The sequence below is a fragment of the Bacteroides sp. HF-4919 genome (genome assembly GCF_018860125.1).
In genome coordinates, this window is sequence record NZ_JAHKNF010000002.1 from 337,299 (window position 1) to 351,334 (window position 14,036).

The 14,036-nt window shown below is 42.6% G+C and carries 18 protein-coding genes; 1 reads left to right on the forward strand and 17 read right to left on the reverse strand.

Going from position 1 to position 14,036, the window contains the following annotated elements; all coding sequences use genetic code 11:
- Window positions 1-46: 46 nt before the first annotated feature.
- The 7 genes from KO473_RS05550 to metK form a co-directional block, all read right to left on the reverse strand.
- Complete coding sequence (locus KO473_RS05550; protein ID WP_005812392.1) at window positions 47-682, reverse strand: TatD family hydrolase; 636 nt, start codon at window positions 680-682, stop codon at window positions 47-49.
- Window positions 683-688: 6 nt separating this feature from the next.
- Window positions 689-910 (reverse strand): membrane protein insertion efficiency factor YidD, encoded by a 222-nt coding sequence (gene yidD, locus KO473_RS05555; protein WP_122130116.1) that lies wholly within the window; start codon window positions 908-910, stop codon window positions 689-691.
- On the reverse strand, window positions 907-1,287 hold the full coding sequence (gene rnpA / locus KO473_RS05560; RefSeq protein ID WP_005779698.1) for a ribonuclease P protein component: 381 nt from the start codon (window positions 1,285-1,287) through the stop codon (window positions 907-909). Before rnpA ends, yidD begins: the two co-directional genes overlap by 4 nt.
- A 91-nt stretch (window positions 1,288-1,378) precedes the next feature.
- On the reverse strand, window positions 1,379-2,131 hold the full coding sequence (locus tag KO473_RS05565; RefSeq protein ID WP_005779700.1) for a uroporphyrinogen-III synthase: 753 nt from the start codon (window positions 2,129-2,131) through the stop codon (window positions 1,379-1,381).
- A gap of 4 nt (window positions 2,132-2,135) precedes the next feature.
- Window positions 2,136-2,963: a DUF4271 domain-containing protein gene (locus KO473_RS05570; protein WP_122130115.1), complete on the reverse strand. Its 828-nt coding sequence runs from the start codon at window positions 2,961-2,963 to the stop codon at window positions 2,136-2,138.
- Window positions 2,960-3,547 (reverse strand): TIGR00730 family Rossman fold protein, encoded by a 588-nt coding sequence (locus KO473_RS05575; RefSeq protein ID WP_032541101.1) that lies wholly within the window; start codon window positions 3,545-3,547, stop codon window positions 2,960-2,962. Before KO473_RS05575 ends, KO473_RS05570 begins: the two co-directional genes overlap by 4 nt.
- Before the next feature lie 139 nt (window positions 3,548-3,686).
- Complete coding sequence (gene metK, locus KO473_RS05580) at window positions 3,687-4,979, reverse strand: methionine adenosyltransferase (protein WP_005812398.1); 1,293 nt, start codon at window positions 4,977-4,979, stop codon at window positions 3,687-3,689.
- A 206-nt stretch (window positions 4,980-5,185) separates the two neighbouring features.
- Here metK and KO473_RS05585 point away from each other — a divergent pair, with 206 nt between their 5' ends.
- On the forward strand, window positions 5,186-5,380 hold the full coding sequence (locus KO473_RS05585; protein ID WP_005812400.1) for a hypothetical protein: 195 nt from the start codon (window positions 5,186-5,188) through the stop codon (window positions 5,378-5,380).
- Here the strand turns inward: KO473_RS05585 and folK are convergent.
- The 10 genes from folK to KO473_RS23360 all read right to left on the reverse strand — a co-directional run bounded on the left by folK (window position 5,360) and on the right by KO473_RS23360 (window position 13,969).
- A complete protein-coding gene (gene folK, locus KO473_RS05590) occupies window positions 5,360-5,821 on the reverse strand; it encodes a 2-amino-4-hydroxy-6-hydroxymethyldihydropteridine diphosphokinase (protein WP_005822545.1) in 462 nt (153 codons plus the stop codon). The genes KO473_RS05585 and folK overlap by 21 nt on opposite strands.
- The gene (queA, locus tag KO473_RS05595) at window positions 5,821-6,879 is read right to left on the reverse strand and encodes a tRNA preQ1(34) S-adenosylmethionine ribosyltransferase-isomerase QueA (protein WP_005779710.1); all 1,059 of its coding nucleotides are present in this window, start codon (window positions 6,877-6,879) and stop codon (window positions 5,821-5,823) included. The genes folK and queA overlap by 1 nt, the downstream gene beginning before the upstream one ends.
- Before the next feature lie 47 nt (window positions 6,880-6,926).
- Entirely contained in the window at window positions 6,927-7,628 is a 702-nt protein-coding gene (gene truB / locus KO473_RS05600; RefSeq protein ID WP_005822544.1) for a tRNA pseudouridine(55) synthase TruB, read from the reverse strand.
- 7 nt (window positions 7,629-7,635) lie between these two features.
- Window positions 7,636-8,436 carry an undecaprenyl-diphosphate phosphatase gene (locus tag KO473_RS05605; protein WP_005812416.1) on the reverse strand — a complete coding sequence of 267 codons (801 nt, stop codon included), beginning with the start codon at window positions 8,434-8,436 and terminating at the stop codon, window positions 7,636-7,638.
- A 6-nt stretch (window positions 8,437-8,442) separates the two neighbouring features.
- Window positions 8,443-8,676 (reverse strand): DUF3098 domain-containing protein, encoded by a 234-nt coding sequence (locus tag KO473_RS05610; protein WP_005812418.1) that lies wholly within the window; start codon window positions 8,674-8,676, stop codon window positions 8,443-8,445.
- A gap of 41 nt (window positions 8,677-8,717) precedes the next feature.
- Window positions 8,718-9,599 carry an ABC transporter permease gene (locus KO473_RS05615; protein WP_005812419.1) on the reverse strand — a complete coding sequence of 294 codons (882 nt, stop codon included), beginning with the start codon at window positions 9,597-9,599 and terminating at the stop codon, window positions 8,718-8,720.
- Entirely contained in the window at window positions 9,599-10,498 is a 900-nt protein-coding gene (locus KO473_RS05620; RefSeq protein ID WP_005822543.1) for a bifunctional 2-polyprenyl-6-hydroxyphenol methylase/3-demethylubiquinol 3-O-methyltransferase UbiG, read from the reverse strand. Before KO473_RS05620 ends, KO473_RS05615 begins: the two co-directional genes overlap by 1 nt.
- 149 nt (window positions 10,499-10,647) lie before the next feature.
- The gene (locus KO473_RS05625) at window positions 10,648-12,630 is read right to left on the reverse strand and encodes a hypothetical protein (protein WP_005822541.1); all 1,983 of its coding nucleotides are present in this window, start codon (window positions 12,628-12,630) and stop codon (window positions 10,648-10,650) included.
- A gap of 164 nt (window positions 12,631-12,794) precedes the next feature.
- Complete coding sequence (locus tag KO473_RS23355) at window positions 12,795-13,187, reverse strand: hypothetical protein (protein WP_232303475.1); 393 nt, start codon at window positions 13,185-13,187, stop codon at window positions 12,795-12,797.
- Window positions 13,184-13,969, reverse strand: a complete 786-nt coding sequence (locus KO473_RS23360; protein WP_005822539.1) for a 6-bladed beta-propeller — start codon at window positions 13,967-13,969, stop codon at window positions 13,184-13,186. The genes KO473_RS23355 and KO473_RS23360 overlap by 4 nt, the downstream gene beginning before the upstream one ends.
- Between the last annotated feature and the right edge of the window lie 67 nt (window positions 13,970-14,036).

A 14,036-nucleotide genomic window follows, 5' to 3' on the forward strand; every position in this document is an offset into this window, starting at 1 on the left:
GTTTAATTAGGGCAAAAGTACGACTCTTTATCGGAACAAGCAACTCTTATTGCCTAAAAAAGACGTTATTAATGTTTTGCTGTACTTGTTGCATGAGTTTGCAAACAGGCATCTCCAGAAGTAAAGCAGCTCGCTCATAAAGGCTATGGATATCTATCAGACTTTCATCTGTCTCCAGAAACAAGTATTCCGAAGGTATCTGTCGAAGCGCTTCCTCCTGATACTTCTCTCCCAGTGAAAGATAAATTCCCTCCCGGATATATTGCAGAGCCAATTCTTTTTTCCCGCGGAAACCATGTATAATCCAGGGGTTAGAAGGCTGCATTTTCCTTTTAAAGCGGATAATTTCATCTGCTGACCGCACTGCATGAATTACTAACGGATATCCCATTTCGTGTGCAAGTATAGCCTGCTTTTCAAATGCTTCTTGCTGCAACACATAGTCCGTCTGTGCCAACTTGTCGAGACCTGCTTCGCCAATTGCAAGAACCTGAGGAGAATGGATAGCTGACAACAACAGTTCCCACTGGCGGACGAAATTCTCACGGGTCAGGTACCAGGGATGAATCCCCACAGAATAGTAAGCACCGACCAGCGGAATAAATTCTGCCGGCTGACAATTTTGTATTGCCTGCCCCGGTTCTGCAGGCAGCCGATGCGTATGTATATCCAGAATATTCATAAATCACTAAGGAACGGGATCATACCCAGATCCACCCCACGGATGACAACGAAATATCCGCCTGACGGCAAGATAAAGCCCCTTAAAAGGACCATGTTTCTTAATCGCTTCAATAGCGTACTGCGAACAAGTAGGCGTAAAACGACATGAAGGAGAGGTCATGGGCGAAATACAAGCCCTGTAAAAGTATATAGGAAGCAATAATATATATGAAAGCAGACGTTTCATACCAATCTCTCGCTGATACGAGCCAGCAGAGTCTTCATTTTCTCCTCTATTTCGGCCGAGGACGTTAATTCGTCCGAAAGATAGATGAAAGCAATAGCCAACTGTTGCTGTTTATCGGTTAAAGTCTGCAATAGTAGATGCTTATGCAACCGGTACGCCTCACGCAATTGGCGTTTCACCCTATTCCGCTTTACCGCGCGTTTAAATCGCTTCTTCGAAACGCTCAATAAAACAGATGCCTGAGCATCCTGATTTTCCACAGGCATATACACCACACGCAACGGAAAGATGGAAAACGACTTAGAGCCGCCTGCAAACATCTTCTCAATCAGAATCTTACTATTCAGCCTTTCGGCCTTGCACAGGGTATTTGCCATAATAATTATAAACGGCAAACAACAAACAGTAAACAATGCTACAGATGAATATGCCTGTTCATTGTTTACCGTTTGCTGTTCACCGTTTCATTTATTTTCCTTTATTGTTTTCCTTAATAAACAAATCGAGAGCAGCCGTCATTGAAGGAGACTTCACATTAGGTGCTTCCAAATCCAGACGGAGTCCTGCATCACGAACAGCCTGTGCTGTTGTCGATCCAAATGTTCCGATCTTGATATCCTTCTGATCGAAATCAGGGAAGTTCTTTTTTAATGAAGAAACTCCCGCAGGGCTAAAGAATACCAGCATGTCATAATCAAACTCCTCTCCTTCCATAAAGTCGTTACTAACAGTACGATACATTACGCATTCCGTATGCTGAATATTATTCTTATCCAACAGATTCTTCACGTCATCGTTATGTACATCCGACATCGGAACGAGATATTTCTCTGTTTTATGCTTCACAATCGAAGGAATCAAATCTTCAATCTTACCCGTAGCTCCGAAGAAAATCTTACGCTTACGATACTGCACATATTTCTGAATGTAAAGAGCAACAGCTTCTGTTACACAAAAATACTTCATCGTCTCAGGGATCGTCACACGCAACTCCGTACATAAATGGAAGAAATGATCAATCGCATGGCGTGAGGTAAATATAACAGCCGTATGATCAAGAATCGATACTTTCTGTTGTCTGAATTCTTTCGCAGAGACGCTCTCAACCTTGATGAAGGGGCGGAAATCTATTTTTACACCATACTTTTCAGCAATGTCGTAATAAGGAGATTTCTCTGAAGCAGGCTTAGGCTGCGACACTAATACTTTCTTAATTTTCAACGTCCTAAAAATTTATTATCAAAACATTATTTAGCTGAATCAGACCCTGATAGACTATTAAACAAGGTATGATTTCAAGGGCACAAAAGTATAAAATTAAAAGGAAAACCCCATAAATATTACAGGAAAAAAGCTTTAGCCACTTGTAAAACATCAATATTTTAGTAAAAATTACCAAAATGCAACCAATTGAAACTAAAAAGGTAACATTCAGATCAAAATAAACCAGAAACAAAACAAACGGAAATAAAGCAAATCCAAGGTAGTAAATCAGCGTAGAATAAGACTCCAGCCATATATCTGTTTTACTTTTGTCAAAAAACACCCATCCCAAAAACGAATATATAATCCACTTGAATAAAAAATAGAATATGCACACAGCAACATAAACTCCCAAGAGCACATGAGGCGAAACGCGCTCCATCAGTGAGGGCCGGACATCATTAAAATAGTTAAAGATACATACACCTCCAAGAACACAAGTCTGCACAGTCAACAATAACAGATAACGCATATCAGCTGCCGTAGAGGAAGCGAAAATACTTGTTCTTTCACGATGCAACATAAAATCTTTAACTTGTTGCAACAGGAATTTCTTACTGCGCGCCAATACATACGAAGAAATAAAGAAACATCCCAGCAGTATCATTGCCAACCCGTCATCCGTCCTTGGAGAGTAAGGGATCGATATGCCATCCACTCCCGTAACCGTCTCGCTCACCGCCTGTAAATCAACCGCCGCCAATGTATCTTTCGGAACACAAGCTTCATGGAAGGTCTGCGGCAAAGTATCTGCCACCTGCACACCAACAGAGTCCCGAGGAGAAATCATATAGCAGCAAACTTACGGATGGAACTGTCCCATACGGGTATTGAATAAACCAGATCCACAGCCTCTTCCGGAGTATGGGCTACATGCCAGATATCTCCATGCTGTTTCCTCATGAAATTACCGTCTATGGCTTTGTCGAGCATTGTCAACAAAGGATCGAAAAAGCCATTGGTATTCAATATCACGATCGGTTGAAGATAAAGCCCCAACTGTTTCCAGGTAATAATTTCAAGTAACTCTTCCAGAGTCCCGCATCCTCCGGGCAATGCAATCACAGCATCACTCTTTTCAGCCATCAGTCGTTTACGTTCGTGCATACTGTCCACCTCGATAAGCTCCGTCAAACCGGTATGATGCCATCCTTGCTCTACCATAAAGTGAGGGATCACTCCGGTCACTTCGCCTCCGTTCTGTAATACGGCATCAGCCACCGACCGCATCAACCCTATATTTCCCGCTCCATTTATCAAACGGATATGCCGGGTTGCCAACAACTGTCCTAATCGCACAGCTGCATCAAAATAAATCTGATCTATTTTCGTACTTGAAGCACAATATACACATACGGAAGCTATTTGGTTCATTTCTTGCATGGGTTTGGTTAAACACGATGCAAAAGTACCAAATTTCAAGGAGAAAAGAAGAAGGCCGCCTTGTTTTCTCCCCATATGGGATAAAAACAAGTACGGCCCCCTATAATAAATAGCTGTAAAGCTACGCTGATTACAAACCGAAAGCTTCTTTTACTTTGTCCACATAGTCAAGTTTTTCCCATGTAAACAACTCTACCTCCATAGTCCGGTCACCTTCATAACGAGAGTGGAAATGCTTAGTCACTACCTGAGGTTCGCGCCCCATGTGTCCGTAAGCGGCCGTTTCACTGTAAATCGGATAACGGAGTTTCAAGCGATCTTCAATAGCCTTTGGCCGGAGGTCAAACAACTCATCAATCTTTTCGGCGATTTCACCATCACTCATTTTCACATTACTGCGGCCGTATGTATTTACATAAATATTAATCGGACGCGCCACCCCGATAGCGTAAGAAACCTGTACCAACATTTCGTCGGCAACACCGGCAGCTACAAGGTTTTTAGCAATATGACGAGCAGCATAAGCAGCACTGCGGTCTACTTTACTGGGATCTTTACCAGAAAAAGCACCACCACCGTGAGCCCCTTTACCACCATAGGTATCAACAATAATCTTACGTCCGGTTAACCCTGTATCTCCGTGCGGACCGCCAATAACGAATTTACCGGTCGGATTTACGTGATAAACAATATTATCATTGAACAAGGCAAGAACCTTCGGGTGATTGATAGACGCAATGACACGCGGCATCAATACCTCAATCACATCTTTCCGGATTACCGCCAGCATCTCTTCATCCGCCTTCAGTTGGGCAGCAGCAGAACCATCAGCCGGCAATACAAATTCATCATGCTGTGTTGAAACAACAATTGTATCAATACGCACGGGAGTACCGTTATCGTCATATTCAATAGTTACCTGGCTCTTTGCATCCGGACGAAGATAAGTCATTTCTTTACCTTCCCGGCGGATATCGGCCAATACAAGAAGTATTCTATGTGCCAGGTCAAGCGACAACGGCATATAGTTCTCAGTTTCGTTGGTTGCATAACCAAACATCATTCCCTGGTCGCCTGCCCCCTGATTCATAGGGTCCTCACGTTCTACACCACGGTTGATATCGGCACTCTGTTCATGAATGGCAGAAAATACACCGCACGAATTACTTTCGAACATGTATTCGCCTTTCGTGTAACCAATCTTTTGGATCACTTCACGTGCTATCAGTTGTAAATCAACATAAGCACCTGTTTTCACTTCTCCCGCAAGTACCACCTGTCCGGTAGTCACTAAGGTTTCGCAAGCTACTTTCGAACTGGGATCGTAAGCCAACAGTTTGTCAAGCACAGCGTCCGATATTTGATCGGCCACTTTATCGGGGTGTCCTTCAGACACCGATTCGGATGTGAATAAATATCCCATAATAAAATTATGAATTATGAATTATAAATTATGAATGCGGACAGAAATTAAAAAGAGTAGAAAACGCATACAGAAGGGAATGTTGTTTTAGCATTTTTTTCTGTGGTTGCAAGCTACTCAAATCTTTCCACACTTCATTTCATTGGCAAAGGTAGATAATATTTTGGATTTATTGCTACTTTTGCTTCGTATTAACAGACTATCTTATGAAAAATAAACTAAAAACCGCTATTATACTATTGGTGTATATTGCTGTCACAGTGGGCATTTATGCCTTTATTTGTTATCTGAACCATCAACCGTTTGACGACTTGCGCATATTGTATGCCGTATTGATCGGCTGTGTGGCTTACCTTCCACGGCATTTGATGATCCGTAAATTACGAAAGAACCAGAAATAGCTCTCTGATTGTTTTATGAAGTACCGGATGGACAACGTCCGGTGCGATTTCGGCAAGCGGCTCTAAAACAAATTTTCGTTCGGCCATCAATGGATGAGGCAATGAAAGCCTTTCGTCCTGTAATATCTTATCACCATAAAGCAAGAGGTCAATATCAATCAGACGGTCGCTATATACCCCATCATGTGATTTATGTAAACGCCCTATTTCCTGCTCTATCTGTTGGGTCCTTTCAAGTATATCGAAAGGAGACAGAGATGTCTCCACTCCCGCCGCAGCATTCAGAAAGTTATTATCAGATTGAAATCCCCAGGGGGCAGTAGCATAAAAAGCGGACAGGGAAATCACTTTCCCTATCCGCTCTTCTATTTTCTGTACAGCGACACGAAGATTCAACTCCTTATCACCCAAATTAGTACCTAATCCCAGATATATTCTCATCACTTATCCAAAATCAGCATCGCATCTCCATAAGTACCAAAACGGTAGCCTTCTTTCAATGCTATGTGATATGCATCCATTACCTGCTCGTAACCACCAAAGGCAGCCACAATCATCAACAGAGTAGAAAGTGGCATGTGGAAGTTGGACACCATAGCATTAGCCACTGTAAAATCATACGGCGGGAAAATAAACTTATTCGTCCATCCTTCATATTCTTTCAAATGCCCGTCTGTGCTCACCGTGCTTTCAATGGCGCGCATCACAGTTGTTCCCACAGCACATACATTCCTACCAAGATCCTTGGCACGGTTCACAATCTTAACAGCTTCTCCGGTTACGAACATCTGCTCAGAGTCCATCTTATGCTTTGTCAGATCCTCCACGTCGATGTCACGGAAGTTACCGAGCCCTGCGTGCAATGTGATATACGCAAAGTCTATGCCCTTTATCTCCATGCGCTTCATCAATTCACGGCTGAAGTGCAGACTCGCAGTAGGTGCTGTCACGGCTCCCTCGTTTTTAGCGAAAATAGACTGGAAACGCTCTGCATCTTCTTCTTCCACCGGACGGTTAAGAATCGTATGCGGCAGCGGAGTTTCACCTAACGCATACAATGCTTTTTTAAATTCGTCATGAGGACCGTCATATAGAAAACGGAGCGTACGTCCGCGTGAAGTAGTATTATCAATTACCTCAGCCACCATTGAATCGTCATCACCGAAATAAAGCTTATTGCCTATACGGATTTTACGTGCCGGATCCACCAATACGTCCCACAAACGCAGCTCTTCATTCAGCTCACGCAGTAAGAACACTTCGATACGTGCACCGGTTTTTTCCTTATTTCCGTACAAACGGGCAGGGAATACCTTGGTATCGTTGAATACAAACACGTCTTTATCATCAAAATAGTTCAGGATGTCCTTAAACATCTTGTGCTCAATCTCTCCCGTACGCTTGTGGAGTACCATCAAGCGCGATTCATCCCTATACTTTGTAGGGTGCAAAGCAATCTTTTCTTCGGGTAACTTAAATTTAAATTGCGACAGTTTCATGATAATAATGTGCGTTTATTAATTATTTTATTTCTTACTTTTCTATTTCAATCAGATATCTCAACTTCCTGCTGATCTATCCATTCTGCAAATTTTGCAGGATCCAGGCATTGCTCCAACTTTATCTCCCCCACACGGGTACGTATCAATCCGGTCAGATGTGCACCGCTTTGCAAGGCTTCCCCGATGTCGCGTGCCAATGCACGGATATAAGTTCCCTTGCTGCATACCACCCTGATCTTAATTTCCGGTAAGTTACATTCCAGCAGTTCTATCTCGTCAATCACCAGCAATTTGGGCTTCAACTCCACTTCCTGACCTTTACGGGCCAAATCATAAGCACGCGCACCATCTACTTTGCAAGCCGAGAATGCCGGAGGCACTTGCTGTATTTCACCAACAAATGTTTTCAACGTCTCTTCCACCAACTCCCGGGTAATATGCTCCGTAGGATAGGTAGCATCAATCTCATGTTCCAGATCGTACGATGGAGTAGTGGCACCCAACTGAATGGTAGCAATATATTCCTTTGTATGATACTGAAATTCCTCTATTCTCTTGGTAGCTTTACCTGTACAAACAATCATTACCCCTGTTGCCAGCGGATCGAGTGTACCTGCATGTCCAACCTTCAGTTTCTTCACTTTTATCCGTCGGCAAATATGGTACCGGGCATGCCCTACGACCTTAAAAGACGTCCACCCCAACGGTTTATCAAAATAAAGTACTTCTCCTTCTTTAAAATTCATCCGTTACTTATTGCAATTGTGAAACAACGATGGTGACCACTCCTGCTATTGCACAATAAATAGCGAAATAAATCAGTTTTCCTTTTTTGACGATATTAATCATCCACTTGCAAGCCAGGCACCCTGAGACAAAAGCGGCAATAAAACCCACTATCAGTGACAAAGCCGGAATATCTCCCGCAATAGCCTCACCCTTTATCATCTTCATAGCATCCAGCAAAGCTTCTCCCAATATAGGCGGTATCACCATCAGGAAGGAGAATTGCGCCAGTTTTGCTTTATTATCACCTAATAATAAACCTGTAGCAATTGTACTGCCCGAACGAGACAGTCCCGGCAATACGGCACAAGCCTGCGCCAGCCCAATGATAAACGCGTCTTTCATCGAGATGTTCTCTTTCTGACGTGGTTTTGCATAATAAGAGAACGACAGCAAAGCAGCCGTAAGCAACAGCATGCAGCCAACAATCAGCAATCCCGAACCGAAAACAGCCTCAACTTCATCCTTGAAAAACACACCGACGATACCAATAGGAATCATCGAAATTAAAATATTGATCACATAACGTGTTTCGCTGTTCATCTTAAACTTAAACAGGCCACGGAATATCCAATCTATTTCTTTCCAGAGAATGACCAATGTACTGAACACGGTTGCAACATGTACTACAATGGTAAATGCCAGATTCTCTTCTCCCTCTATACCAAACAAAGCCGAGCCAATAGCCAAATGCCCGCTACTGCTCACCGGTAAATATTCAGTCAGTCCCTGAATCAATCCAAGGATCAGTGCTTCAAACCATTCCATCCTGTTTTATTCTTTTGTTTTAGGTTTGCGCATTACGCCATATATCATAAAGATAAAACCCAGGAAGCAAACCACCGGAGCCACTTTAATTCTTCTCACACTGAAAATATCCGCCTGAAACACCGCTTCCGACGATGAAGGTCCTGTCATCAGGATAAAACCCAAGATAACCACTGCCATGCCGATGGCAAGCAAAATGAAGTTCGTTTTATCGAAGGCAAATTTCTGTTTATCACCCATTGTTATTTACAATTAATTTATTTACATCTATAAATCCGGAACTACACGTAGTACAGCGTGCTTGCTTTCATTCTCAGATATTTATTAATAGAAAGATAAGCACACAAGAAAGTGATGACCACTCCGAATACCAGTACTGCACCCGATACCAACAACATGACTTCAGGTGTAATCACCCGAATTAATTCCGGCTCGTACGACACAAGCCAATAAGCGGCTCCCATCAGGATTGTATCTGCAATAAAAGCAGCTAAAACCCCACTCCATATATTTCTTTTCAAAAATGGCCGACGGATAAATCCCCAGCTTGCTCCCACCAGTTTCATGGTATGAATCAGGAAGCGTTTTGAATAAATAGCCAGCCGGATCGTATTATTAATCAGCGCGAAAGAGATAAATGTCAGCATAATGGCCAATCCCAGCAGCACCAAGCTGATGTTACGTATGTTTTCATTGACCGCGTCAATCAGATCTTTCTGATATAACACATCTTGTATGTTGGTATTCCTTTTAATCAATTTCTCAATCTTCGCGATACTGTCAGAGTTCGCATAATCAGAATGCAATTTAATCTCTATTGAGGCCGTAAACGGATTATACCCTAAAAACTCTTGCGGATCGGTGCCCATAGCCTCGGTCTGCTCTTTCAATGCTTGTTTCTTTGAAATATATTCCGTCTCTTTCACGAAAGGTTCATTATTCAGCCGTTTCTGAAGCTTCAGAATATCCGTTTCTTTCATATCATCGCTGATCAATACAGAGAAATTTATATTTTCGCGTACATAAACAGACAAGTTATTGGCTGCCAACACAAAGAACACCACAAGCCCCAGTAACAGCAATACCAACGTGGTACTGATGCTGGAAGTTATGAACTGCATATCAAAATATGACACAGCGTTATTTCTGCTTTTACTCTTCATCAGCGTTTCTTTCTGAATACATAAATCATTGAACTGCTTCGTTCCTTTTTGGCCTGGGCACTCAACCAAGCCGCCGATCCGGTCCACATACCTTTTGCAAAAGAGTAAGCACTCCCTTTATGTTTCTCAGTCAGCATCGACACATAAAAAGCATCGAATGGCATCGGATGACGGGCTGCCAGGATAAATCCATGTTTCGACCCAAACTGCTGAATCGTGGCAGGCGTAAAATGCCATAAATGACGGGGTACATCATAAGCAGCCCAATATTTCCCATATTTCATTGCATCGTATGACGAACAATTGGGCACAGCCACTATCAAGACACCTTTCTCGGTCAATAATTCGCGCAACAACTCCCACGTTTCATCCAGATGCTCCAAATGTTCCATAACGTGCCACAGCGTAATCACATCAAAAGAACCGGGAACGAACCCTTTCAATGCAGACTCCGGCTTTACATCCAATCCGAAATGTTCGCGGGCAAACCCACGGGCCTGCACACTCTTTTCCACGGCCTCCACTTCCCATCCCCTATTCTGCATCGTATGGGCAAAATAACCTGTTCCCGTACCAATATCCAATATTCTACCGGTTTTACGATGCGACTCTTTCATGACCAAACGTGCCTTACGACCAAGCATATACTGACGTACATGATGGTAAATGGCATTCATGGCACCTTTCTTCGTGTCCGAATGGGAAATATAATCAGGTGTTTCGTAATATCTGCCTATCTCCGCCTCTACCGGGACTCCTTGTGTAAAAGTAAATCCGCAATCTTCGCAGGTGTACAAGTCAAACTGTTCACCGGAGGCATAAAAATCAGTACAGGTCATAGCACATTTCAAATGTGTGCTCCCACATAGCGGACAGGCATTTATAGTGAGTTTATTCATTGGTTTTATCTGCATATTTAAGCGTACCCCGAAACGTCAGGACACACTCCACCCGAATTTGGTGCAAAATAACAAATAAAAAGTGACGGATAGGCATTTCCTTAAGGAGGTTTAACAATAATGGCAAGGCAACTGTTCGTTCATAGCAATCATTCCCACTTCACATCTCCTTTTTCATAAGTAAATATACGCTCCGCCGTCTTTCCTTTCCAGCGGCAGTTCTTCAACATCAACAATGCTCCCCGGGGTACTTTCTCAAATACAAGATACCCTTTATGATCGGCTTGCTTACGCTCCACAGTCTTCCAACCATTGTTCCAATATCTTAACTCAAATTCATCCGGACAGAACAATTGTGTTTTCAGGTAAGAAGTCATTCCAATATGGCTGACCATATACTCTTTTCCCAGATCTATATCTACCAGCCTTTCTGCCACCCTGCCTCGATAGCCCGTCGCCCCCAAACCATCGGTTATCATGCCGGGCACTTCATTCCTTCCGGTAGCCCTCATCGGAGTAATTATCCTCACATTCCCGATCCGTCCTTCTTCCGTATAAAAAGAAAGCTCCCCCAAAGCAATGCTATCCGACGGTAATAATAACCTCACAAAGCGGTAAGGTAATCGTGCGGACACCTTCCGTACAACCGGCTCCAGAGCCAGCGAGTCCGTCCATCTGCACAGTTCCTCTTCTGATTTTCCATCAAGTAATCCTACTATCCGGCTTCCTTTCATACACCCCAGATATTCCCTATTCTGATCATAAGCCGGCGCTCCCGTCACCATCCTCACGGCAACCTCCTCTGTTTCTTCATTTCCGCTCAGCTTCTCCATCGTTCCGTCATTCCGCAATCTGAAAGGTTCTGCTGCGGGCAATAATCCCCCCCGCTTGTAATAAACGGGTAAATAAACCATGTCCTTACCCATTTCTCGAAAGACAGCCCTCCCGTTTTCTATCTTTGCCCACTGCACAGGGTGCCAGTCCTGATATCCGAACACAGCCAAATACACATATTTCACCCCTTGAGGCGCCTCACCTGTCAACTCCACCGTTACGTCGGCCGTTTCAAAATACTCCGAAGAAACATCCACCTTTTTCACACTACGAAATAGCTCCGGAATATCAGCTTTATCCACCTCTACATCTGCCAACGGTCCTTCAATATGATTTGAGTAGGTATATCTGTATACCTTCGGAAGGCGAAATCTTCCCCAAAGCTCATCATCATCCCGGTTATTATAAATCCGCTTATATTTCCAGCGATCATTATCCCAAAACGCCTCAAAAGCATGCGATTCCCCGTCTATTAGCACCACATTCCAGGTATGCGAATTATTTCGGTTTCCCCATGCCGGAACAAAGTCAATGGCAACCGGAATCCCCAACGATGATAATAACAAAGAGTTATACCAACAGCGCTGTGCACATAACCCATGACGCATCTTCTCAAAAGTCGCCGCATTCCATATCGGAATCTTCGTCCCCCAAAAACCGGAATGAGTCAGATACTTATATTCGTATAACAACGAATCGATCTCTTGTTGCCAATCCTTTCCCTCTTCCACAAAATACTTTCCCTGATGCCGTTTGTTGAACTCCCGGCGTGCATTGTCAATCGATAAGCCATTCTGTCGCCTATAAGGCAGTATATACTCACAAAAGTCTTCAAACGAACAGTTTCTTGAATGCACATTCTCCACCCATGCCCGAAATGCCAGATCAATTTCCCGGATTAAATCTTCCGCCTTCATGCGGGTAATATCATAGTTAAGTTCCTGCCTCACCCGATGTCGATTACTAAAATCTTTCCAAAGACTATCTACCTGTTTCCCCCATTCCGTTCCTACCCGATAGCCATACTTTTGTCCCAATGAATCATAAGCCTCGTAAAAAGCAGAACAATCCTGCTCTACTATCGGATTAGCTCCATAACTTCCGGGCATATTGCCAATCAAGAAGCGTGCCGCCTCCAGCTTCCGGGCATCTCCTTCATAATGCTTCAGCACCGCTTCAAGTTCATTACGGTTATTGCCCGAAAGGGATAAGGCTTCCTCCACTTGCCTGTCCCGATCCCCACATGAGGAAACAAGGCAAAACAAACCGATCGCTATAAATATTCCACTCCTTTTCATTCTATCTTTTTAGCAATAAACTCTAAATAGCATTGTGTCAACTCAAGGTGATCCTTAAGAGGATAAAAAGAAAACAATATACTAATTGTACCTTTTTTTAAAGTATCGCTACAACAATCCATATAAGAAAAAAGTTACTGACAGCCAGTCCTATTAATACTATCTTAATCTTTATATTCATAATACAATAACACCGGATTTGCATCACCATCCAAAGAATCCAAATCATTTTTCCCAATCACTTCATCCTTCACAAGGCCTTGAGAGATAAAATACTTCATCTCAGGCAAATGACTGGGTCTAAGAGAATAGAAAACACCTTTATCACTCGCACACAAAAAAGTAGGTATCTGCCTGTGTGATGGTTGCTCTCCGAACAACACATCATCTTTAGAGCGATCGAACACCATAGTTTCACCCGTACTCTTATCATACAACGCATCCGTCCCCATCATTCTTTGCATATACGAAAACCCAATAACAGAGTCGTTCACAAACACATCAGATAGATTATAGGCCCTTCTTTGTGCCCCTAAATGCTGAATCAGCTTCATCATAGCCAATCCTTTGGCGAAGGATTATCAGTAGTCCCAAGTATTTCTAAATCTGTTTTACACACCCAATCCTGACTCTTCACTACCATATAAGGAATAACCTGATCCCCATTCACATAGATAATTGTATCCATAAAGTCCTGAACAAAAAGAGCAGACTCAGTTCCTAAATTAAAAAACATATTCCCTTGAAGAGCTATCCCGTCCCAACCCTTTTTGTAATCAGCTACTTTAAAAAACATTTCTACATTACCTTCATTATCAAAGTCGATTCTTTGTAATAGGTAATGCTCTTGTCCAGGTTCATCTTCTAATTGATAATCAATATTTGCGTACAAGTACCCCTTTGAGAAAAACATCCGATTCAATCGATGTTCAACATTGCAAACTCCTAAATACTTTCCCGAAGCAATATCATACTTAAATATCTTTTTTTGATTATAATCGAATATATATATTTCCCCTTTTTTTGTATCAATCGTAAAATCTGCCGGCTTAGAATATTCTCCCGGTCCACTGCCCACATCACCTATCTTACGGATAAACCGCCCTTTAGAATCGAAAAGATATACTCCGCGTGCTATCTCTTCATCAAGTACAATATAATGACCTTTATAAACCTGCATTTTATTAACGTCTCCCATCAACACAGATTTATCCATTGCCAAAGGAATCACTCTTACAGATTTAAACACATCAGAATACAAATACCAATCTTTCTGAATGGCACTATCCAGATCAGCTATATATATTTCGTTCTTTGAAGGAGCATTCTGTTTCCCCACAAAGAACAAGAAGAAAAAGCACTAAGAAACAATAAAACCGATACTATACGGTACCAAGCAATCTTTT